The sequence below is a fragment of the Natrarchaeobius oligotrophus genome, from assembly GCF_003841465.1.
In the GTDB taxonomy this organism is placed as follows: Archaea; Halobacteriota; Halobacteria; order Halobacteriales; family Natrialbaceae; genus Natrarchaeobius; species Natrarchaeobius oligotrophus.
Genome location: NZ_REFZ01000011.1, coordinates 32,808 through 55,121 on the forward strand (window position 1 = coordinate 32,808; position 22,314 = coordinate 55,121).

Below are 22,314 nucleotides of genomic sequence, written 5' to 3' on the forward strand. Positions count from 1 at the left end.
TGTGGGTGGGGCGTCCGGGTCGGCGGCGTCAGCCGCTCGTCGGTCGGGCCCCGTCGTCCGGGACCGAACCGGATCCCTCGCCCCCTTCGATGACGTAGCGCTGGCCGAGCATCGGATCCAGCAGGTCGTCGACGCCCCCGCGGTCGTCTCGCAGAACCGGCGCGTCGTCCGCGTCCGGTTCCTGCATGTAGTTGTCGACGGCGTGCTCGAGGTCGACGTCGATCCGATCGGCATCGTTCCGGTGGGCGAGCTCGGCCGGACTGAAGTCGGTCTCTTCGTTCGTCGCGACGACCTGGACGTTCTGTACCGCACTGGAGTCGGAGGTACGGAAGCTGTAGACGTCGGGGAAGACGGCGTCCATCGTCTCGTACTGGGCGCGGTAGAACTCGGAGCCGGGTCCGCTCGGCGAGGAGATGACGTTCGCGTGGAGGACGCCGTCGTCGCTCAGCCGCTCGGAGACGAGTTCCATGAACTCGACGGTCGTCAGGTGAAACGGCACCTGGTCCCGTTTGTACGCGTCGAGGACGATCACGTCGTACGTCTCGTCAGTGTCGCGGAGAAACTGCCTCCCGTCGGTCGTGTGGACGGTCACCTCGTCCCGGTCGAGGTCGAAGTACTCCTCGGCGGCCGCGGTCACTTCGGGGTCGATCTCGACGACGTCGACGGTGGCGTCGTACCGCTGTGTGAAGTCCTGCGGACCGGTGTATCCGCCGCCGCCGACGAACAGCACCCGATCGACGTCGTCGACGTCGTCAGCCATCAACATCGGCAGGTGAAAGTACTCCGTGTAGGCGAAAACGTGTCTGTTCGGATCGTCCAGGTCGATCGCGCTGTGGCGTGCACCGTCCAGGTACATCGTCCGAACGTCGCCGTCGTCGACGATCTCGAGGTGCTGGTGAGGGGTTCCCGACTCGTAGACGACCTCGCCGCGGTAGTCGAGTACGGCTGGCCCGCCGCCGGCGGCGACGACGAGCACGACGGCGACGGCGACGCTCGCGACCGCGGAGCGACGCGGAACGCGGGGTGCCGTGAGACCGATTCCCGTAGCGACCAGCAGGAAGCCGAACAGGAGTCCGATCTCCTCGACCGTCAGCGCGGGGATGAGCACGAACGTCGTCGCCCCGGAGCCGACGATGCTGCCGATGGTTCCGAGCGCGTAGACGTGTCCGGACGCTTCGCCGGTTCCCTCCTTGGTCGAGAGCTCCGCCGCGTACGGGCTGATGAATCCGAGGAGGTACGTCGGCGGGCCGAACAGGACGACGACCGCGGGAACCGATGCGTACCGCGGGGGAATCGCGAGCGTCGACGTGTACGCGAGCAACAGGTCGCCGGCGTAGATCACGACTGCGACGTAGACGGCCGTCGCGAGCATGATCCAGCTCATCTGACGGCTGGTCGCCTCCGCGGCGCGCTTTCCTCCCTGCCAGTAACCCAGGCTCAAGGCGACGAGAAAGACAGTGAGAATGCTTCCGACCGTGTAGATGTGGCTCCCGAACTGGGGTGCGACGACCCTGACGGCCAGGATCTCGAGACCCATACTCGTTACGCCGGAGACGAACACGGCGAGTTCCGGTTTGGTGGGCCGATACGACGCGAACGACCACCCGTCCATACCCTGACCAGTCGATTCCGCGTTGAGTACTTGTCGTTCGAGTCGGGGGTGGACGACGAACTGCGCGACCTCGAAAATCACGAGCGCGACGGTGGCAACGTTTACCGGACGCAGTTTCCGACACCGACGAACGAACACGCCCACACGATCGGTCACCCAAACGGCGTCGAGAGGTTCACGTCGAACGCGAGTGCGACCAGCGGATCCCCCTCCGAGGACGCGAGTCCCTCCCGGAATCTCGTCGATCGGTCGTCGTCCGTTCGACACGTCGTCGTTTCCGTTTGTTGGGACGAGCAATAAGAATGATGGATAATCGAAAGGATAGAGAACACAACGGCATGATTATGTATTTGGAAGTCAGTACCTTTTGAAGAGACGGACTCCGTCTTCAGCTTCGATACAGTACCGGTGGCTATTCTGGCAAATACGATCAAATAACTGGAGATAAAGAAATTATTTGGCGAAAATATTCAACTCATCCACTTTAATTCGTCTTCCTCGGGCCAGGTGTTCGACACGATGTACGTCGTGTCGAACAGAAAAGAAAACCATCAAATAGATGATTTGACTTGTTATGATTGGAGTATTGTGCGATTTCGTATGATATGGGGCTAGTTTCGCGATTTCACCGAGCGTTCGGTCGACGACGGGTCGACCGAGCAGGGCCGAGCCATCCCTAACGACCGCGTTTGTTACCTGCAGCAATCACGTTACAAACGTACTGTTGTATAAATTGAATATCTATTTTGTGACTATACGAACGTCTAGCACGGCCACGTATCCCGATTCGGACGTATCGACGTACTAATTGACACCACTACACATTCCGAGACCGATGGCCGAGTGCAACCGTCGGCCAGACGGGTACTGTACGGATTTGTTAGAGGACATGTTCAGTTCCCGGTTCTGGGAAATTGATTGATTCTCGCGTTTATTGCCCGTCTGCTGTAAACGGGCGCATATCACCCGCCAACACCGTAAACGGATCGTGCAAGCCACATTGACGACGTCAGAAACAGACGGATAGGTTCGTGTCGTTGTCTTCACGGATACGTGAATCCGGTCGATCGTTCGAACTCGGACAGCTGGGTGCGATGCAGATCGCCGATCCCTCTGCAAGGGAAACGACCAAGACGCTATTGAATCGAAACTATGGATCCCCATTGTGGGAACTGAGAAATAGTTCGTTTCCCATTTCTCACTCGAACCAATTGAAGATCAGTACACTTTACCCCCACTGAGATTTCTATCTTTAATTATATTCCAGGAATATAATAACTCCAAAGAGAAATGTTACTCCGATTTTGGTCCGGTCGAAGCGCACTCGGATAGATTTTCCAGCCTGGGAAAGAACGTCGAAGACGACAGCGGCACTCGACACATCACGCGTAGTGCAGAATCACGGGTGAGAACGTCGGTACGGGCTGCGATTCGAAAAGCGTCGTGAAAACCGAGTTATTCGCGGATAGTCTGCATCTGCTCTTCGTCGTACAGAATGCACCGTGCTTGCTGGTCGTCTCCCGTCTCGTACATGGGCGGTTCCTCGACGGTACACTCGTCAGTCGCCTCCGGACACCGAGGTGCGAATCGACAGCCGGGAGGCAGGTTCACCGGATCGGGGATGTCGCCTTTCAACTCGACCGCCTCGCGTTCGTCGTCGGGATCGATCGTCGGCGTCGAGCCGACCAGCGCCTTCGTGTACGGATGTTGTGGGTCGTTGATGACCTGCGTCGCCGGCCCGACCTCGACGAGTTTCCCGAGATACATGATTCCGATGCGATCGCACATGTGTTTCAACAGCGAGAGGTCGTGGCTGATGTAGAGGATCGAAATGTTGAGTTCGTCTTGCAGCCGATCGAGCAGGTCGAGAATGCTGGCGCGAACGCTCACGTCAAGCATGCTCGCCGGTTCGTCCGCGAGGATGAACGACGGCTCGAGAATGATCGCACGCGCGATGCTCACGCGCTGGCGCTCCCCGCCGCTGAGTTCGGAGGGGTACTCGTGCATGTAGGCTTCCGCGGGATTCAGCCCGACGCTCTCGATGGTCTCGATGACCCTGGTCTCGCGTTCTTCCTCCGATCCGATGTCGTGAACGTCGAGCGGTTCTTTCACCCAGTCGAAGACGCGATAGCGCGGGTTGATCGATTCGTACGGATTTTGCTGGATGATCTGCGCCTCGGTACGAAAGTTCATCTCGTCGCGCACCGCCGGATCGGTGATCTCTCGTCCGTCGAACGAGACGGTACCAGACGTCGGCTCGTGGAGGTGGAGTAACGACTTCCCACAGGTCGTCTTTCCACACCCGCTCTCGCCGGCCAGACCGAACGATTCGCCCTCTTCGATCTCGAACGAAACGCCGTCGACGGCTTTCACGTACTCGATTTCACCCCACCCGAAGAGGCGGGTGAACATGTCCTCGTTCGACTTGAAGTGTTTCTTCAGATCGTCGACTTCGATTTTCGGACTAGTCATCGGCTTCCTCCGCCACCTGTTGGGGTTCGGTTTCGAGGTCCATCCAGGTTTCTTTGCGTTTGGCTTCCTCGGTCAGTAGTTCCTGTTCGTCCGCTCTGTGACACTCGACGACGTGTCCGTCGCCGTACTCCTCCGGTTCGGGCGTGACGTCCCAGCACTCGTCGGTGGCGAAGGGACATCGTGGCGCGAACCCACACCCTTCCGGCGGCTCGACGAGATCCGGCGGCGTTCCGGGAATCGAGATCAGGTCCTGATCGTCCTCTTCGATGTCGGGGAACGCGTTGCGGAGGCCGAGCGTGTACGGATGGCGCGGCTCTTTGATGATCGTCTCGACGTCGGCGTGTTCGACGACGCGACCCCCGTACATGACGGCGATCTCGTCGCAGATGTCGGAGACGACCGAAATATCGTGCGTGATGAGGATCACGCTACTTTCGATCTCTTGCTGGAGGTCTCGAAGCGTCTGTAAGATCCGGTCCTGGATCACGACGTCGAGCGCAGTCGTGGGCTCGTCGGCGATGATGAGCGACGGATCGAGCGCGAGCGCGAGCGCGATCATCGCCCGCTGGGCCATTCCGCCCGAGAACTGGTGGGGATAGTCGTCGATCCGGCCGGGATCGATACCGAGCTGTTCGAACAGCGCTCGAGCCCGCTCTCGAGCCTCGCCCTTCGAGACGTCCTCGTGCGTTCGGATCGCCTGAACGATCTGGTTCCCGACGGTGTAGACGGGATCGAACCCGTTCATCGCGTTCTGGGGAACCATCGAGATCTCGTCCCAGCGGATCTCCGTTCGGAACTCCCTGTCGCTCAGCTCCGTCAGGTCGGTTTCCTTGTACTCGATGGCACCCTCCGGAACGTGGCCGTTTTTCGCCAGCAGCCGGATGATCGCCTTCGCGAGCGTCGACTTTCCGGAGCCGCTTTCGCCGATGAGACCCAGTATCTTGTTCTCCTCGAGGGAGATACTGACGCCGTTGACGGCGTGGACGGACCCGTCGCCTTCCATCTCGTATTCTACGTGAACGTCGGTTAGCTCTAACATTGGTATCAGTGTCGAATTTCGGGGTTCGTTATCTCCTCGAGCGTTCGACCGATGAAGAACACCGACGAGACGAGCAGCATGATGCACACTCCTGCCGGCAGGACCCACCACCAGGCATCACGAATCGCGCCGTGCGTGTACGCCTGGTACATCATCCGACCCCAGGAGTAGACGTTGGGGTCGCCGAATCCGAGGAACGCGATGCTCGCCTCGTACATGATCGCGTACGCGACCGCAAACGCCATGTAGAGGACGGTCAGCGGGAGCACGTTCGGGAATACGTGCCGATAGAGGATTCGGAAGTCGCTCGCACCGATCGCCCTCGCGGACTCCACGTACGGTCGTTGTTTCTGTGATAGCACTTCGGAGCGAACGACACGCGCCGAGTCGCGCCACAGGATCGCGGCGATGACCAGCATGATGTTGACGATGTTCGCACCGAAGATGAACACGAGCACGATCACGAACGGGAGGAACGGAAGCCCGTACGCGATGTCGACGATGCGCATCAGGATGTCGTCCACCCAGCCGCCGTAGTAGGCGCTGATGAGGCCGACGTTCGTTCCGATGAAGACGGCGATGAACGCCGCGAGGAATCCGACGAACACGGAGACGCGAGCGCTCACGAGCAGTTGCGAGAGAACGTCCTGTCCGTGGTGTGTCGTCCCGAGGAGGTGATCCGTAGACGGCGCGTCCAGCCGGGCCAGCGAGCCGTCGTCTCGTCGGTGACGAGCCCCCGGACTGTACGGCGCGATGATCGGGGCGAAGATCGCGATGAAGACGAACGCCGCGAGCACGACGATGCCGAACTGTCCGAGCCGGTCCGACCGGTACAGTTCGTAGGCGGTCGAGACGCCGTCTTTGATCTGACTGAACACGCGACTCGAGGTCAGCTTCGATTCGACGTTGGCTGGAAGGTGTTTTTTCACACTCATATTAATCGTACCTCACTCGTGGATCGAGATAGACGTACGCGAGGTCCGCCACGAAGTTCATCCAGATCACGAGACTTCCCATGAGGAAGAAGATGGCCTGGGCGAGCGGATAGTCGTTGTAGGTGACCGATTCGACCATCTCCCGGCCCATTCCCGGCCAGCTGAAGACGGTTTCGATGACGAGCGATCCGCCGATCGACATGCCCACGACCAGCGCGACGACGGTCGTCATCGGGAGGATCGAGTTCCGGGCAGCGTGTTTGTAGAGGATGATGTACTCGGGAATGCCCTCCGCTTTCTTTATCTGGATGAAATCGGAGTTGAGCACGTTGATCATACTACTGCGCATGAGCAGCGTCGGCGTCGCCATGTAGTAGATGACGCCGGTCAACACCGGAAGCACGAGGTGGTAGGCGACGCCCCAGTTTAGATACCTGCCGAGGAACGTCTCGTACTCGGTTCCGGGCGGGCGTATTCCGCCGGACGGGAACCATCCCAGATAGAACGTAAACACCATGAGCAGGAGGATGCCGATCCAGAACTCAGGGGAGGACCGAGCGATCAGCGTCACGACGATACCGGTTTTCTCCTTGCGGGTGCCGCGCACCCAGCCGATGAAGGCCCCCACGGTCACGCCGATCAGGTACGCGATGGCGAACGCGAGTCCCATCAGGATGATCGTGTTGAAAAATCGAACGACGAGAACGTCCCAGACGGGCACGCCGTGGCGAAACGATTGGCCGAGGTCGCCGGTGAGGTACTGCGTCATGTACTCGACGTACTGGATGTGTAACGGTTGATCCAGACCGTGACGAGCAAGTATCGCTTCGCGTTCCTCCGCACTGAGTCCTTCCTGGAGGTACATCGACGTCGGATCGCCGGGCGCGAGCCGAAAGACGACGAACAGGAGAGTCAGAAACGCCCAGTAGGTGACGATCAGTTGGCCGATACGGCGGACGACGTATTTTTTGAGGCTCATTTTTGCGTGCTGGTCAGCTGTGCGGACGAATCGGGATGTTCGTATTCATCGTGTACCACTCCGACGTAACAGGGGTGTCAATAGACTGCATTCTATTCCCACACCATAGCGTTTTCTAAACCAAACCACTTATACTATGCGTCTCGAGGCGATTCTTCGGAACCGAACACGGCGCCAGCGGGGAGAAAGCGACGCGTCAGGGAGACGGTGTGAACGGCCGATCGGCCAGCACGTCGCCGCTCGAGTGATCGGGTCGACGTTACGCGATCTCCGCGACGGTTCGCTCGAGAGCGTCGTCCCACTCCGACGTGTTTCGCGGCTCGTAGTAGTCGAAGTCGACGTTCTCGTCGACGATCTCGCGTCCCTCCTCGTACGATTCGATCTCGCCGCTCGCGTTACACTGCGACAGCAGATTCCCGATCGCCGTCGCCTCGGTCGGGCCGGCTTTGACCTCGAGACCCGTCGCCGACGCGACCAGCTGACAGAACAGCTCGTTTTCCACGCCGCCACCGACGAGGTGGAGCCGATCCGTGTACGTCTCGGCGGCGGCCATCAGCCGCTCGAGGACGAGCGCGGTTCGGATCGCGAGGCTCTCGAGCAGACACCGGGTGATCTCGCCTTCGGTCTCCGGAACCGGCTGGTCCGTGTCGGCGCAGTAGGTTTCGATCGCTTCGACGACGCCGCCTTCGGCCTGTGCCTCGAAGAATAGACCGTCGAGCGGATCGACGATCGACCGGAACGGCTCTGCGTCGCGCGCCCCGGCGATCAACTCGTCGTACCCGTAGCGGCCACCGGTCTGGCACCAGGTGTCGCGGCAGTGCTCGAGGAGGCTGAACCCTGGCATGTTACGGATGTACCGGATCCGTCCACCGACGCTCAGTTCGTTCGACGAGGGTACGTCGAACGCGGCGTCGTCGATCACCGGCTCGGCCAGTTCGAGGCCGGGGATGAACCACGAGCCGGTACAGAGGAAGCCGGGACTTCCGGGTTCGAACGGGATCGCCGCCATCGCGGCCGACGTGTCGTGACTCGGTGCGAGATAAATGTCCGTTTCCCCGGAAAACGATTCGGACAGCGACGGATCCACCGATCCGATTTGGGTGCCGGCGTCTGCCAATTCGGGAAGGACGTCGGTCGGGAGGTCGAGTTCCGAAAGCAGGTCAGTCGCCCACTCTCCCGTCCGAATATCCATCGCCCGAAGCGTCACGCCGAAGCTCGTCTCGCCGACGGGCTCCGCTCCGAGCTTCCAGGAGAGCAACTGGGGAAGCATCACCAGCTCGTCCGCCCGTTCGAACGACTCCGGATCCTCGTGGAACTGGTAGTAGTACGAGTTCGGAACGCCGTGGTGGCCGGTTCTGCGAAAGATTTCCCGCCGCGGGACGCGCTCGAGCAGTTCGTCCTCTTTCGAGTACAGCGACTGATCCAGGTAACAGTACGGATCCGACTGTAATTCGCCGTCCTCGAGGAGGCCGAAGTCGCCGGCCGTCGTGTCGATCGCGATCGACGACACCGATCCAGCTTCCTCGATCACTGACTCGAGTCCGGCCACGATCTCTGCCGTGAGATACTCGACGTCCCAGATCAACCGTCCGTCGACCTCCGTCGGGCTCGTCTCGAACCGATAGGCCTCGGTCACGTCCAGTTCGCCGCCGAGGCGTCCGTGATAGATTTTTCCGGTACTCGATCCGATGTCGATCGCGACACGGCTGGACATGGCTCGAAGCAGGGAGGGAAGGTCTATAACTATTCCCATTACCGCCGAAACGAGGGCGAGCGAACGGTTACTCGAGGATCGTCACCCGGACCGTCCGCGTCGACGGGCCGTCGAGGTCGAAAAAGAGCACGTCCTCCCACCGTCCCAGCTGCATCGTTCCGTCCTCGAGCACCGCGAGAACCGGCGTGTGGACCATCGACGTGATGATGTGGGCGTGGGCGTTGGGTTGCGTTTCGGTCGCGACGTGGTGTCGGTCGTGGAGGTAGCCGTCTTCCGGCGGTACGTACGCCGCGAAGAAGTCGATGATGTCCTGGGTCAGACGCTTTTCGTACTCGTTCGTGAACAGCGCCACCGTGGTGTGGGGCGTCGAGACGAACACCAGCCCGTCGCTGGCGTCCGACTCGTCGATCACTCCTTCGACTCGATCCGTGATCCTGCGGAGTTCGGCCCTGTCGTCGGTCGATACCTCGAACGAGTAGGTGTCGAGTTCCATAGTGTGTGGATTTCCGACGAAACCTAATAAGTGACGATGGTGCTCGCGTTTCGAACCGCCGCGCTCGCGACGCCCTCGGGTGGTCGCCCGCGGTACTATTATGTACTAGGTTGCCTAACGTTCTCGAGTATGACCGAATCTGAGCCGTATCCACGAAGTCTCGGCCACATCGGAATCACCGTCGACGACATCGACGCCGGCGTCGAATGGTACGAGGACGTCCTCGGATTTACCCACGTGATGGGACCGGAGAAAGTGTACGCGAACGAGGGTCACTTCGGAAAGCTCGTCGCGGACGGAATGAGCGGCTTCGAGTGGATGAAGATCGCGCACATGGCCACCGGAAACCACGTCGGCGTCGAACTCTTCGAGTACGATACGACGGACGGGGAGTCCGATCCCGACGTGATGCAGCCCGGACTCAATCACATCTGCGTACAGGATCCGAACATCGAAGAACTCGCCACCAGAATCGACGAGACCGGCGGCAACCAAATAAAGGACATCTGGAAGGTCTATCCCGACGAGGAGTACGAGATGACCTACTGCGAGGATCCGTTCGGAAACTACATCGAGATCCACACGCACGGGTACGAGCACGGCCACGCGAACATGACGTACTGAACGGAGCTACCGCCCGCTACGATCGGACTGACCGCCGTTTTCTCGACGGCGGATTCCCGCCAGGCGACCCCGGACGGATCTCGGCGGGCCGATTTCCTCGTTTCGATACCCGAAGGGAGATTCCGGACCGCCGGTCGCGTGAAACCCGTCACCGATGGCACTCGCAAACAGTATATGAACCGAAGTAAGTAATGGAATTTTTACAATAGATTTAAATAATTGTGTGCTTTTGATCAGATAGACATGCGGAAGAGTAACAGCGATGGGAAGAGTGTTGTTGGTGCGAGTCGTCGATCGGTGCTCAAGGCTGCGGGTGCATCGGGCGTTGCAGTCAGTCTCGCCGGCTGTACCGGGTTTTTGGGGGGCGAAGACGGCGACGCTCCGGTCACGGAGTACGGCGTCGAACTGACCGACGATCCGGCCGGCGAGCCGTGGGAGGAAATCGACTACCTGACGACGCCGGAAGACGTCAGTCCGATCCGGTACACGTACGCGAACCTCCACGCGGAGTACCTCGAGGAACTCGGCTTCGACGTCTCCGTTCGCGCGCCGAGCATCCCCCAGTACGTCGACGACGGCTTCGTCCACCGCGACTTCGATATCTACGTCGTTCGACAGCTGGACGGCTGGGATCCCGACCGGTACCTCCACGACGCGTTCCACTCGTCCGCCCTCGCGGAGGGTGAGGTGAACATTTCGGGCTACGACAACCCCGAGTACGACGAGATGGTCGAACAACAGCGACGGGAAACCGACTTCGAGGCCCGCCGCGACCTCGTCTTCGAGATGCAAGAGCAGCTGATGGAAGAGCAGATCATCTCGCCGATCCTCGTCCAGAACCGCGTCATGGCGTACAACTCGGATCGGTACCAGAACGCCTACTCGGGTCCCGAGGAGGGTCTCGGACGGTTCTGGAACTTCCTCAACATCGAGCCGACCGACGAGGGCGACGAGACGCTCGTCTTCTCGCAGATCAGCGACGTGAACACGCTGAACCCGCTCAGCCCGGAGCGCGTTCGCGTCGAGCGCGGGATCATCAAGCTCATGTACGACCGGCTGATGCGGATCCCGGAGGACGAAGTCGTCCCGCAGCCGTGGATGGCCGAATCCGTCGACCAGGAGGACGAGACGACGGTCGTCGTCACGCTGCGAGACGATCTGCAGTGGCACGACGGAGAGGACGTCACGGCCGAGGACGTCCGGTTCACGTTCGAGTACGGTCAGGAGCACTCCTCGACGATCGAAAGCCAGCTCGAGCCGTTGGACAGCATCGACGTCGAAGACGACCTCACCGTCGTTTTCAACTTCGACGAGCCGATGGCGACGTTCGAGACGTTCCTCGCCGGACGAAACGGATCGATCCTGCCCGAGCACGTCTGGTCGGATTACCCCGACGCCCTCGACGTGGAGACGGTCGGCGAGTTCACGAACACGGACGATCCAGTCGGCAGCGGTCCGTTCCAGCTGACGAGCTTCGAGGGCGGCGAAGAGCTCTCGCTCGAGCGCTTCGACGGCTACTTCGAGCAGCCGAACGTCGACGAAGTGATCAGGATCGAGTCCGCCGACACCCGAGGCATGGTGAACGCCCTCGAGGACGGAACGTCCGACATGGTTCCCTGGGAGCTCGCGCCCGAGGACATCGAGCGCTTCGACGACGGCGACGAGTTCGAGACCGTCGACGCGTTCATGACCTCGATCCACTACGCGTGTTACAACATGCGCCGCCACCCCTACGACAGCACGGAGGTTCGGCGCGGACTGGCATACGCCATCCCCAAGCAGGAAGCCGTCGAAATCGCGACGGCCGGAACCGCGGAAGTGATCCAGGCGCCGATCTCCCCCGCGCTCGAGGAGTGGTACAACGACGACGTCGAACACTTCAACCTGGATCTGGAAGCCGCCGCCCAGGAACTCGAAGCCGCCGGCTGTGAGTGGGACCAGGACGGTCGCATCCACATGCCGCCGCAGTAAGTACCGCGCTGGCAGCTACCGCCCCCGTTTCTACCGCGTCCCGCTTCGAACGCGCCGTCTCGACCGTCGGACGCCGCGTTCGACTCTCTTCGCTCTCGAGCGGCCGCTTTCGCGAGGTCGTCGGCTCGCCGGCTCGGTGCTCGATCGCCGTCGAATCCGTGATCGGAGCAGGCGACGGTTTCGTTCGCCGATACACGCGGGAACTGAACGGATACGCTGACGTCGCTCGAGCGAGAGCTACCGATAGACGATGTCAGAACCCGCCGCATCGGAACTGATCGAGTTGCGTCGACGGCTCCACGCGTATCCGGAACCGTCGTGGTGTGAGTTCTACACGACGAGCAGGCTGGCGGATCGCGTCGAAGAGATCGGCGTCGACGAGGTGATCGTCGGCCGAGGGGCGATCGATCCGGACGAACGTCTGGGCGTTCCCGACGACTCGAAACTGGAGCGGTGGTACGACCGCGCCGTCGAGAACGGTGCACGTGCCGACCACCTCGAGTCGATGGACGGCGGAACGACCGGATTGGTCGCGATCCTCGACCGGGGTCCGGGCCCCGTCGTCGGCCTTCGCGTCGATATCGACGCCCTGCCGTTCGAGGAGTCGACCGAACCGGATCACGAGCCGGCGGCCGAGGGATTTCGATCGGAGAACCCGGGCGTGATGCACGCCTGCGGTCACGACGCGCACACGGCGATCGGAATCGGCGTCCTCGAATCGCTCGCCGACGCGGCGTTTTCGGGGACGCTCAAGGTCTTCTTCCAGCCCGCCGAGGAAGTTCTCGGCGGCGGACGCGCGATGGCCGCGACGGACCACGTCGACGACCTCGACGCGTTTTTCGCCGTCCACGTCGGGTTGGGCCATCCGACCGGAACGGTCGTCGCGGGAAGCACCAAACCGCTCGCACTCCGGCAGTCGCGGGCGACGTTCGCCGGCGAGTCCGCACACGCCGGTCTGGCTCCGAACGAGGGACGAAACGCGATGCAGGCGATGGCGACGGCGATCCAGAACGTCCACGCGATACCCCGGCACGCGGACGGACTGACGCGGGTGAACGTCGGCAGCGCGCGGGCGGGGACCGCCTCGAACGTCGTCGCCGACGAGGCGACGCTCGAACTCGAAGTCCGGGCCGGCACGAACGACGTTCTCGAGTACATGTCGACGCACGTCGACCGGATCCTCCGGGCGGCCGGGGAGATGCACGACTGCGAACTCGAGACCGAGGTGACCGGTCGGGCACCGCGCGTCGACAGCGACCCCGAACTCGCCGGTCTGGTCGAGACGGTCGCACAACGGACGCCGGGCGTGGACTCGATCGAATCGCACGCACCATTCGGCGCGAGCGAGGACGCGACGTACTTCATGCGACGTGTCTCCGATCGCGGTGGCCACGCGACCTACGTCGTCGTGGGGACCGACCATCCGAGCGGTCATCACACGCCGGGGTTCGACGTCGACGAACGGAGCATCGAAATCGCGACGACGCTGTTGAGTGACGCGATCGGGGACGTTCTCTCGGAGGTCGCGTATACCAGCCACTGAAAATCAATGCACATCAGATCGCAAGAAGGCTGTGCGATCAGTGTGTAAATCGTTTCAGTTGTCACTAAAGTACGGCCGCGCTTTCGACGAGATCCATCGTTCACAGCAATTGAGAAGAGTTGAATTCTATCTCGAATTTGAGTGAATCGGTCGATCGTCGTTCGGAGTCGATCGGAATCGTCGACAGAACTTTCAGCTGCTGAACGCTCCGAAACAGGGATACTTTCGGTCGATCAGTAGTTGGTGTTTCGGACGAGGACGAATCAGACTGGTGCTGGAGAGAGGGAGACGACGGTTCGAACGGAATGAGAACACGTCCTCAGCTCGTTTAGCGTCGCGGTTCGTCGAACGAACTCGACGTCTTGGAATCGAATACATACTAGCCGCCGGATAACACCGACCTTCACCTACCGAACGCCCGACAAATGTTTTTTAGGACAGGAACGCCTCGGTCGAGACGTGAATCACACGTATCCGTACTTCGGCGTCAACTTCAAGGTGTACCCAAAGACGATCGGAGAGCAGGGACTCGAGCTGGCGAAAACCGTCGAACGAGTGCAGGACGAAACCGGCGCGAACTTCGTGGTCACGCCGCAGATCCCCGACGTCAGGATGGTCGCGGCGGAAACCGACGTGACGGTTTCGTCGCCGCACGTCGACGCCGCCTCGCCCGGCCGCGGTATCGGGAAGGTCCTCCCGGAGACGCTCGCCGACGCCGGCGTCGCGGGAGCGACGATCAACCACGCCGAGAACCGGGACACGCTCACCGACATCGCGAAGAAGATCGACCGTTGCGCGGAGGCCGGCGTCGACAGCGCGATCTGCGTCGACAGCATCGAGATGGGACGTGCCGTCGCCACGCTCGACCCCGACGCGCTCATCTACGAGAAGCCGGAAGACATCTCGACGGATCGCGCGATCACCACGACCCACCCCGAACGCGTCGAGCGATTCGTCGAGATGGTCGACGAGACCAACCCGCGGACGAAGGTGCTCGTCGGCGGCGGGATCCGAACCGCCGAGCACGTTCGAGCGGCGTTCGAACTCGGCGCAGACGCGACCGGCGCTGCCTCCGCGATCTCGACGGCCGACGATCCGTACGAGCGGCTGACGGAGATCGCCGCGGCGATGCCCGAGTAACCGAGGTTTCACGATCTCGGCGCTCGCGTACAGAACGCTCGAGCGTCGGAGCGAACCGAGAACAACGGTGAGGACGGATTCGAGACGCCTAAGACGTCAGTCCGAATCGACCCGCTCGCCACCGCCGGAGTCGGCCCGTTCGACGCCGTCCGCTCGCAGATCCTCCCGCAATTTGCGCTGTCTTTCGATGACGTCCGAAACGTCCGCCTCCTTGTCCGCCATCACGCCCTCGTCGAACAGGAGACACGAGACGAGGTGTCCGTCGTCGAGCGCTTTCGACTCCGGCGGCGTTCGTTCGCACTCCGGCATCGCGTGAGGACACCGGCTGTGGAACCGGCAGCCGGACGGCGGGTCGGCGGGATCGGGAAAGTCACCCTCCGGTTCGATTCGCGTGCTCTCTTTTCCGGGGACCGGCCTCGGAATTGACGAGAGCAACACCTCCGTGTACGGGTGGTACGGCGGATTGAACAGTTGATCGACCGTTCCGATCTCGACGATCTCGCCGAGATACATCACGGCGATCCGATCCGAGATGTGCTGGACGACGTTCAGGTCGTGTGCGATAAACAGGTACGACAGGTCGTACTCCTCTTGAATGTCCATCAGGAGGTTGAGAATCTTCGCCTGGATGCTGACGTCGAGGGCGCTGACTGGTTCGTCCGCGATGATGAAATCGGGCTCGACGGCGAGGGCCCTCGCGATCCCGATGCGCTGTTTCTGGCCGCCGCTGAACTCGTGTGGGTACCGGTCGAGATGACTCTCGTTGAGTCCCACCTCGTCCAGGAGTTCCCGGACCCGGGCCTTCTTTTCGGCCTCGTCGTCGACGAGGCCGTGAATCTCGAGCGGGCGGCCGACGATCTGCTCGATCGTCTTCCGGGGGTTGAGACTCGAGAACGGATCCTGAAAGATCACCTGAATGTTCGAGCGCTCGGTTTTGAGCTGGCGCTTGTTCATCTCGGTCAGGTCGTTGCCGGCGTAGAGAATTCGTCCGTCGTCGGGTTCGTGGAGGTGCGCGAGCGTCTTTCCGAGCGTCGACTTTCCACACCCGCTCTCGCCGACGAGACCGAGCGTCTCCCCGCGTCCGATCGACAGGTCGACGTCGTCGACGGCGCGGATGTACTCGCCGCGTCCCAGCAACTCGTCGATCCAGCCCGAGGAGGTCGAAAAGTACTTTTTGACGCCCTCGGCCTCGAGCAGCGGATCGGCGGATTCGCCGGTCCGATCGACGGACGCCGACTCGCTTTCGGTCGTCTCCGAGAACTCCGGTCGCAACTCGAGTTCGTCGGCCCGGATACACGCCGTCGCGTGCTCCTCGCCGACGCCGCCGAGCGGCGGTTCCTCCGTTCGACACTGCGGTTCGTCGTAGGGACAGCGCGGGTGGAACGAACAGCCGGTCGGCGTCTCGATCAGGTCGGGCATCTGTCCCCGGATCGTCGGGAGCCGGTCGCGCGGATCGTCGATCTTGGGAATCGCCTCGAGCAGCCCCTTCGTGTAGGGGTGGTTCGTGTTCCGGAAGATGTCCTCGACCGGACCCGTTTCGACGAGTTTGCCGGCGTACATCACGCCGAGGCGATCGCACATCTGAGCGACGACTCCCATGTTGTGGGTGATGAGCTGAACGGCGATGTCGCGTTCGCGCTGGAGTTCGCGCAGCAAGCTCAGGATCTCCGCCTGAATGGTGACGTCGAGTGCGGTCGTGGGCTCGTCGGCGATGATCAGGTCCGGCTCACAGGAGATGGCCATGGCGATCATGACGCGCTGGCGCATCCCGCCGCTGAGCTGGTGGGGGAAGTGGTGGACGCGCTCTTCGGCGTTCGGAATCCCGACTCGATCCAGGAGATCGATCGTTCGCTCGAGCGCCTCCTCGTCGGTCGCGTCGGTGTGGTTCTGGATGACGTCGCCGATCTGCGTCCCGACGGTGAACGACGGGTTGAGCGCGCTGAGCGCGTCCTGGAAGATGACCGCGATGTCGTTTCCGCGAACCGACCGGAGCTCGTCGTCCGACAGCGAAAGCATGTCCCGGCCGTCGAAGTAAATTTCGCCGTCGGTGATCCGGCCGGGGGACTGGACGAGATCGAGGATCGACAGTCCGGTGACCGACTTCCCGGCACCGCTTTCACCGACCACGCCGAACACCTCTCCCGGGTAAACGTCGTAGCTGACGCCGTCGACCGCGTGAACGACGCCGTCCTCGGTCCGAAACTCGGTGTGTAGATCCCGGACGCGAAGCAATGGCTCCGAACTCATAGTCCACCCGTCGTGTCGGTATCCACGTCAGTCTTCGGATCGAGCGCGTCGCGCAGTCCGACGCCAAGGAACGTGAGACCGAGCACCGTGCTCATGATCGCCAGTCCCGGGAAGATGCTGATCCACGGCGCAGTCTGGAGGTTCCGTTGGCCTTCGCTGATCATCACGCCCCACGTCGGCGTCGGCGGCTGGGCACTCAATCCGAGGTACGACAGCCCCGCCTCCGCGAGGATGGAGAACGCGAAGATGATCGTGGCCTGGACCATGACCGCAGAGACCATGTTCGGCAGCATCTCCCGGAACATGATGTTGAACGAGTGTTCGCCGTAGGACTTCGCCGCGAGAACGTACTCCTCCTCTCTCACCGAAATCGCGCTCCCCCTCGTGATACGGGTCATGATGGGTGCGAACGCGATACCCAGCGCGAGAATGATCTGGTTCAGGCCGGGACCGAGGATCGCGACGACGATCAACCCGAGCAGGATGTTCGGAAACGCGAAAAAGACGTCTACGGTTCGGCTGATCGCTTCGTCGACCCACGACCGGTAATAGCCGGCGACCAGTCCGGTGACGACGCCAGTGACCGTCGCGATCGTCACGACCGCCGCGGCAACCTGGAGGCTGATTCGGGTTCCGTACAGCACGCGCGAGAAGACGTCGCGTCCGTACCGATCCGTCCCGAACGGATGTTCCAGGGTCGGCGCCATCAGGCGGCGCGCTCCGTCGGTCGAACCGGGGTCGTGTGGCATGAGTAACGGGGCGAGGATGGCGACGACGAGGTAGATGAGAGAGAAGTACAACCCGACCATGGCCAGCTTGTTCCGCTTGAATCGGGCGTAAATCCGACGATATCGGGCGTTTTTGTCCAGGTAGCCCTGTATGTACCCGCCGACGAACGGTATCATAGACGAAGTATGAAAATAGAGGGAGATATGTCTTTTGGAGGAGCCGACATCCCTAGACTTATCGTCTCCTGGTGTGATGCTACCACGTCAGATGAGTTGGACACAGTATGCGATAAAACGGACCCTCTCCAGCGTTTTCGTCCTGTTTGGGGCATCTGTCGTCATCTTCTCGATCGTGCGGTTGATCCCCGGCGATCCGGCGCAAGTGTTGCTCGGGGACACCGCTCGAGAGCAGCAACTCGAGGTCGTCCGTCGCGAACTCGGCCTTCACCGTCCCGTCTGGGAACAGTATTTCATCTGGCTATCGGACGTGCTGACGCTCGATCTGGGGCGGAGTTACATGAACAACCAGTTGATCACCGAGTTGCTCGCGATCCGGTACCCGCGCTCGCTGCAACTCGCGGTACTCACGATGATCCTCGCGACCGCGATCGGCGTTCCGCTGGCCATCTGGGGGGCGAGCAACCGCAACACGTCGAAGGACTACGTCGCGCTGTTTTTCTCCCAGTTCGGCGTCTCCATTCCGAGTTTCTTCCTCGGCGTCGTCCTCATCCTGCTGTTTGCGAATCTCATCCCCATCTTCCCGCCGTCGGGCTATCACTCCTTTTTCGATCATCCGCTGGCGAACTTCGTTCACCTCGTTCTTCCCGTCGTAACGCTCACCGTGATCAACGCGGCGATCATCACGCGCTACCTCCGCTCTGAGATGCTCGAGAATCTCAACTCCGAGTACGTCCAGACGGCGCGAGCGTACGGCCACTCCGAGCGGCGCATCGTGTTGAAGTACGTCGCGAAGAACGCGCTGATCCCGACGATCACGGTGATCGGCATCCAGTTCGGCGGCATCATCGGCGGCGTCGTCATCATCGAGGAGGTGTTCTCGTACCCCGGTATCGGGCTGTTGTTGCTCGATTCGATCCTGCGTCGGGACTACCCCGTGATTCAAATGTCGCTGCTCGCCATCGCCGCCACGTTCATCGTCGTCAACCTGATCGTCGACCTCGTGTACGGCTATCTCGATCCGCGGATCAGACACTGACCGGCGCTCGGTATCGGCCGGTTCGTTCGGACGATTTTTTCGACGGCTCCTTTCACGCAATCTCGATCGACGGGGAAGGCTAATTTTCGCCTCTCGAGGGGCGAATCGGACAGGTACACTTATTGTGAACGTCTCGCATTTTCACCTAATGGCGACTAACCGTCGTTCCGACCGCGAGGTCACAGAACTGAACAGGAGACAGGCACTCACACTGCTCGGTGGAGCGGGGAGTGCGGCGATGCTGGCAGGTTGTCAGGATATCGGCGACGACGACGGCGACGGATCGACGCTTCACGTGCAACTCGGCGGATCGCTCGACTCGCTCGATCCCCAGCTGGCAGGCCTGCGAAACACGCAGGTCGTCGTGAACAGGGTGGTCGAAAAGCTGTTCGAGCCCGACCTCGAGATGGAGATGCAGCCGGTACTCGCAGAAGAGTACGAGCTGACGGACGACGGCGGTTCCGTGATCATCCAGCTTCGCGAAGGCGTCCAGTTCCACCCGCCGTACGAGCGCGAGATGGTCGCCGAGGACGTGGTCTACAACTTCGATCGCGTGTCGGACCCGGATACGGGGTCGCCCCGCCAGGACAACTTCGACAACCTCGAGGACTGGTACGCGGAAGGCGACCACGAGCTTCGAATCGACTTCGAAGAGCCGGAACCCGCACTGGAAGCGACGCTCGCGAACACCGGCATGCACATCCTCTCGCCGGACGCCCTCGAGGAAGAAGGTGACGCCTCGAGCCATCCGGTCGGGACCGGCCCGTTCGCGTTCGAGGAGTGGGTCACCCGAGACTACATCCATCTCGTCGCACACGACGAATACTGGGTCGACGGCGTTCCCGGCGTCGAAGAAGTGTACTTCAGGCCGATCGAAGAGCCGGCGACGGCGATCACCGAGATTCAGGAGGGCGAAATCGAGATGCTCCACGACGTGCCGCTGGACAACGTCGGACAGCTCGAGGACGACGACGACGTCGAGGTACAGTTCGTCGAAGCGCCGGACCTGCGGTTCCGGATGATGGTCAACGCCTCCGACAACGAAATCGACGGCCGCGCACCCGGCGCACCTACCCAGAGCCAGAACATCCGTCAGGCGATCGCGGAGGCGATCGACCAGGAGGACTTCGTCGAGATCGCAGCGGGCGGCCACGCCGAGGTCGGTCAGACCGTCTATCCGGAGGACAACGTCTGGGGCGTCGACTACCAGCCGTTCAGCGTCAACGCCGACCCCGACCGCGCGCGGGAGCTGATCGAGGAATCCGAGTTCGACGAACCCGTCGAGCTCACCATGATCTCCGCGTCGGACGAAGACGACCTGCGAACGCTCGGTCAGCTGGCACAGGACCAGCTGAACGACGCCGGATTCGAGGTCGACCTCGAGGAGATGGAGATCGCCTCGTGGGTCGAGCGGTTGAACGCCTTCGAGTGGGACATCACGCCGAACCACGGCTCGCACAGCCCGGACCCCGCGCTCAAACGGTTCGAGCGGATGTTCTGGACCGACGAGGAGAACGTCCCGTACTACGACAGCCCCGACTCGAACGCAGATCGCGTCTTCGAGATCTTCGAGGAGGACAGCACCGACCTCTCACAGGAGGAACGCTACGAGCTGTACGCGGAGTTCCAGCGGCTCCTCTGTGACGACGCGGTGTACCTCATCTGCTGTCACCCGCAGAACGCTCACGCGCTTCGGACGTACGTCGAGGACTTCGAAATCCACCCGATGGACATGTACTTCCCCGTGCACAACGCTCGACTCGAACACTAACCGCCGTAAGTGACGGAGCGTCGATCGACGACGAACCGTCACGAAAGCTGACCGGCACCGAGCCGCGATCGAAAACTGCTCGGCACCGAGTCGCGATCGGTTCACCGACCTTCTACTCGTTCCAGGGTGCGAACTCGAAGTCGATGATCCGACGTTCCCGGTCGATGGCGTCGATCCGCTCGACGTCCTCGGGATCGAGTTCCAGGTTCGTCGCCTCGAAGTTCTCGCGAAGGTGCGCCTCGCTCGAGGCTTTCGGGACCGGCACGATCTTCTCGCGCTGGATCAGCCAGGCGAGGCTTACCTGCTCCGGAGTCGCGTCGTGTTTCTCCGCGACCGAACGAAGCTCCGGTACGTCGCCGGCCGACCCGCGGACGAGCGGCGAGTAGCCGACGAGATAGTGGTCGTGCTCGCGGGCGTACTCCTGGAGTTCGCGCTGCTGGAACAACGGGTGTAACTCGACCTGGTGGGCGAATATCGGCGGATCGAGCAACGCTCGCGCCTCGTCGAGCAGTTCCGGGGTGAAGTTGCTCACGCCGACGTTCGCGACGACGCCGTCCTCGTGCAGTTCGTTGAACGCCCGCAGCGTCTCCTCGGGGTCGTACGTGCCGGCCGGCCAGTGGACGTAGAGGAGGTCGAGTCGATCGACGCCGAGGTCGTCGAGGCTCGTCTCGACCGAGTCGAGGACCTCCTCGTACGACGCTCGCTGGTAGTGGACTTTCGTCGCGACGAACAGCTCCGATCGAGGGACGTCGGATCGCTCGATCGCCTCGCCGACGGCGGCCTCGGTGCCGTAGATCTGTGCCGTGTCGACGTGGCGATAGCCGATCTCGAGTGCGGTCATGGCGGTTTCGACGGCCGTGTCGTGGTCGACCTCGAAGTCCTCCTCGAGCGCGGTGTTCTGGTCCGTTCCGAGTCCGATCGGCGGAAGTGTGCTGGTCATTGTCGGATGCTCGAGTACGCAGAGAACGCCCCGATACCAGAAGATTGTGGTTTCTCGCGGTCGTCGCGATCGGGGTCCCGGTCGTCGTCGGAGGTTACCGGAGCCGTTCTTCGGCTTCTTCGACCGACGCGTCCTCGTGAACGATCGCGCCGATCGCGTCGATCATGCCGGCCGGGTCGTCGTGTTTCCAGATCGTTCGACCGAACATGACGCCGTTGACCCCGGCGTCCATCCCCCCTCGCACCATCTCGAGGACGGCCGCGTCGTCTCGAGCCGGACCGCCCGCGATGTACATCGGCAGCGGGGCGTTCTCCGCGATCGGCGCGAACGACTCGAGATCGCCCGTGTACGGACTCTTCAGGATGTCCGCTCCGACCTCGAAGCCGATCCGGTTTGCGTGTGCCAGGTACTCCGCGTCGAGTTCGTCCTCGGCGCGCTGGCCCCACAGCGTGGGCTCGACGACCGACGTGATCCCGTACTCGCGGGCCGTCTCCGAGACGCGGCTGACGAGTTTCAGGTTCTCCGCGAGGACGTCGGGGTCCTCCCGCCCGAACACGAGCGCGGTTTTGATCGCGTCGACGCCGACGCGAGCGGCCTCCTCGACGCTGAACGCCTGGTGGTGGATCTCGGCGTTCTCCCGTTCACCCGGCAACGTCGAGTCCATGGGCTGATCGACGGTGCCGATCGTAACGAGGTCGGATCGCGCAGAGAGCGTCGGCTCGAACCGCCGGAGGAACGGCACGCCCGCCAGAATGCCGTCCGGATTCCCCTCGAGAATCGTCTGCAGCGTCGCTTCCGGATCCTCGAACCCCTCGAGCCGGCCGTGGCTCAGTCCGTGGTCGATCGCGACGATAACGGCGTTTCCGGAGCTGGTTGGCAACATGGGTTTC

The 22,314-nt window shown here is 61.9% G+C and carries 17 protein-coding genes; 6 read left to right on the forward strand and 11 right to left on the reverse strand.

The window, feature by feature from the left end:
* Nucleotides 1–28 precede the first annotated feature (28 nt).
* The 7 genes from EA472_RS15170 to EA472_RS15200 all read right to left on the reverse strand — a co-directional run bounded on the left by EA472_RS15170 (nucleotide 29) and on the right by EA472_RS15200 (nucleotide 9,244).
* Nucleotides 29–1,612: a spermidine synthase gene (locus tag EA472_RS15170; protein ID WP_124192361.1), complete on the reverse strand. Its 1,584-nt coding sequence runs from the start codon at nucleotides 1,610–1,612 to the stop codon at nucleotides 29–31.
* A gap of 1,455 nt (nucleotides 1,613–3,067) precedes the next feature.
* Nucleotides 3,068–4,084 (reverse strand): ABC transporter ATP-binding protein, encoded by a 1,017-nt coding sequence (locus EA472_RS15175; protein ID WP_243637864.1) that lies wholly within the window; start codon nucleotides 4,082–4,084, stop codon nucleotides 3,068–3,070.
* Nucleotides 4,077–5,129, reverse strand: coding sequence for an ABC transporter ATP-binding protein (locus tag EA472_RS15180; RefSeq protein ID WP_394341350.1), 1,053 nt, complete (start codon nucleotides 5,127–5,129; stop codon nucleotides 4,077–4,079). The genes EA472_RS15175 and EA472_RS15180 overlap by 8 nt, the downstream gene beginning before the upstream one ends.
* On the reverse strand, nucleotides 5,129–6,058 hold the full coding sequence (locus tag EA472_RS15185; protein ID WP_124192363.1) for an ABC transporter permease: 930 nt from the start codon (nucleotides 6,056–6,058) through the stop codon (nucleotides 5,129–5,131). The genes EA472_RS15180 and EA472_RS15185 overlap by 1 nt, the downstream gene beginning before the upstream one ends.
* A gap of 1 nt (nucleotide 6,059) precedes the next feature.
* On the reverse strand, nucleotides 6,060–7,037 hold the full coding sequence (locus tag EA472_RS15190) for an ABC transporter permease (protein WP_124192364.1): 978 nt from the start codon (nucleotides 7,035–7,037) through the stop codon (nucleotides 6,060–6,062).
* Nucleotides 7,038–7,296: 259 nt separating this feature from the next.
* Entirely contained in the window at nucleotides 7,297–8,751 is a 1,455-nt protein-coding gene (locus EA472_RS15195; RefSeq protein WP_165874911.1) for a rhamnulokinase, read from the reverse strand.
* A 67-nt stretch (nucleotides 8,752–8,818) separates the two neighbouring features.
* Nucleotides 8,819–9,244, reverse strand: coding sequence for a secondary thiamine-phosphate synthase enzyme YjbQ (locus EA472_RS15200; RefSeq protein ID WP_124192366.1), 426 nt, complete (start codon nucleotides 9,242–9,244; stop codon nucleotides 8,819–8,821).
* 129 nt (nucleotides 9,245–9,373) lie between these two features.
* Here EA472_RS15200 and EA472_RS15205 point away from each other — a divergent pair, with 129 nt between their 5' ends.
* From EA472_RS15205 to EA472_RS15225, 4 genes are all read left to right on the forward strand, one after another.
* Complete coding sequence (locus tag EA472_RS15205; RefSeq protein ID WP_124192367.1) at nucleotides 9,374–9,868, forward strand: VOC family protein; 495 nt, start codon at nucleotides 9,374–9,376, stop codon at nucleotides 9,866–9,868.
* 297 nt (nucleotides 9,869–10,165) lie between these two features.
* Nucleotides 10,166–11,839, forward strand: a complete 1,674-nt coding sequence (locus EA472_RS15210; RefSeq protein ID WP_165874912.1) for an ABC transporter substrate-binding protein — start codon at nucleotides 10,166–10,168, stop codon at nucleotides 11,837–11,839.
* Nucleotides 11,840–12,089: 250 nt separating this feature from the next.
* Nucleotides 12,090–13,382: an amidohydrolase gene (locus tag EA472_RS15215; protein ID WP_124192369.1), complete on the forward strand. Its 1,293-nt coding sequence runs from the start codon at nucleotides 12,090–12,092 to the stop codon at nucleotides 13,380–13,382.
* A 459-nt stretch (nucleotides 13,383–13,841) separates the two neighbouring features.
* Nucleotides 13,842–14,522 carry a triose-phosphate isomerase gene (locus EA472_RS15225; RefSeq protein WP_124192371.1) on the forward strand — a complete coding sequence of 227 codons (681 nt, stop codon included), beginning with the start codon at nucleotides 13,842–13,844 and terminating at the stop codon, nucleotides 14,520–14,522.
* Between the two features lie 96 nt (nucleotides 14,523–14,618).
* On the opposite strand, the gene EA472_RS15230 is transcribed toward EA472_RS15225, so the two are convergent.
* Nucleotides 14,619–16,769: an ABC transporter ATP-binding protein gene (locus tag EA472_RS15230; RefSeq protein ID WP_124192372.1), complete on the reverse strand. Its 2,151-nt coding sequence runs from the start codon at nucleotides 16,767–16,769 to the stop codon at nucleotides 14,619–14,621.
* Nucleotides 16,766–17,674, reverse strand: coding sequence for an ABC transporter permease (locus EA472_RS15235; RefSeq protein ID WP_124192373.1), 909 nt, complete (start codon nucleotides 17,672–17,674; stop codon nucleotides 16,766–16,768). Before EA472_RS15235 ends, EA472_RS15230 begins: the two co-directional genes overlap by 4 nt.
* 91 nt (nucleotides 17,675–17,765) lie before the next feature.
* Between EA472_RS15235 and EA472_RS15240 the strand changes: the two genes are divergently transcribed.
* Together EA472_RS15240 and EA472_RS15245 are read left to right on the forward strand one after the other, a co-directional pair.
* On the forward strand, nucleotides 17,766–18,713 hold the full coding sequence (locus tag EA472_RS15240; protein ID WP_165874913.1) for an ABC transporter permease: 948 nt from the start codon (nucleotides 17,766–17,768) through the stop codon (nucleotides 18,711–18,713).
* A 148-nt stretch (nucleotides 18,714–18,861) separates the two neighbouring features.
* A complete protein-coding gene (locus tag EA472_RS15245) occupies nucleotides 18,862–20,484 on the forward strand; it encodes an ABC transporter substrate-binding protein (RefSeq protein WP_124192375.1) in 1,623 nt (540 codons plus the stop codon).
* A 112-nt stretch (nucleotides 20,485–20,596) separates the two neighbouring features.
* Here EA472_RS15245 and EA472_RS15250 read toward each other — a convergent pair whose 3' ends face one another.
* Nucleotides 20,597–21,424 carry an aldo/keto reductase gene (locus tag EA472_RS15250; RefSeq protein WP_124192376.1) on the reverse strand — a complete coding sequence of 276 codons (828 nt, stop codon included), beginning with the start codon at nucleotides 21,422–21,424 and terminating at the stop codon, nucleotides 20,597–20,599.
* A 94-nt stretch (nucleotides 21,425–21,518) separates the two neighbouring features.
* Complete coding sequence (locus EA472_RS15255) at nucleotides 21,519–22,307, reverse strand: class I fructose-bisphosphate aldolase (protein ID WP_124192377.1); 789 nt, start codon at nucleotides 22,305–22,307, stop codon at nucleotides 21,519–21,521.
* Between the last annotated feature and the right edge of the window lie 7 nt (nucleotides 22,308–22,314).

Excerpts from the sequence above, each read along its gene's own strand:
- EA472_RS15185 (WP_124192363.1), bottom strand. The coding sequence starts at position 6,058 with ATGAGTGTGAAAAAACACCTTCCAGCCAACGTCGAATCGAAGCTGACC.
- EA472_RS15230 (WP_124192372.1), bottom strand. The coding sequence starts at position 16,769 with ATGAGTTCGGAGCCATTGCTTCGCGTCCGGGATCTACACACCGAGTTT.
- EA472_RS15190 (WP_124192364.1), bottom strand. The coding sequence starts at position 7,037 with ATGAGCCTCAAAAAATACGTCGTCCGCCGTATCGGCCAACTGATCGTC.
- EA472_RS15200 (WP_124192366.1), bottom strand. The coding sequence starts at position 9,244 with ATGGAACTCGACACCTACTCGTTCGAGGTATCGACCGACGACAGGGCC.
- EA472_RS15240 (WP_165874913.1), top strand. The coding sequence starts at position 17,766 with ATGAGTTGGACACAGTATGCGATAAAACGGACCCTCTCCAGCGTTTTC.
- EA472_RS15205 (WP_124192367.1), top strand. The coding sequence starts at position 9,374 with ATGACCGAATCTGAGCCGTATCCACGAAGTCTCGGCCACATCGGAATC.
- EA472_RS15175 (WP_243637864.1), bottom strand. The coding sequence starts at position 4,084 with ATGACTAGTCCGAAAATCGAAGTCGACGATCTGAAGAAACACTTCAAG.
- EA472_RS15195 (WP_165874911.1), bottom strand. The coding sequence starts at position 8,751 with ATGTCCAGCCGTGTCGCGATCGACATCGGATCGAGTACCGGAAAAATC.
- EA472_RS15250 (WP_124192376.1), bottom strand. The coding sequence starts at position 21,424 with ATGACCAGCACACTTCCGCCGATCGGACTCGGAACGGACCAGAACACC.
- EA472_RS15170 (WP_124192361.1), bottom strand. The coding sequence starts at position 1,612 with ATGGACGGGTGGTCGTTCGCGTCGTATCGGCCCACCAAACCGGAACTC.
- EA472_RS15245 (WP_124192375.1), top strand. The coding sequence starts at position 18,862 with ATGGCGACTAACCGTCGTTCCGACCGCGAGGTCACAGAACTGAACAGG.
- EA472_RS15255 (WP_124192377.1), bottom strand. The coding sequence starts at position 22,307 with ATGTTGCCAACCAGCTCCGGAAACGCCGTTATCGTCGCGATCGACCAC.
- EA472_RS15215 (WP_124192369.1), top strand. The coding sequence starts at position 12,090 with ATGTCAGAACCCGCCGCATCGGAACTGATCGAGTTGCGTCGACGGCTC.
- EA472_RS15235 (WP_124192373.1), bottom strand. The coding sequence starts at position 17,674 with ATGATACCGTTCGTCGGCGGGTACATACAGGGCTACCTGGACAAAAAC.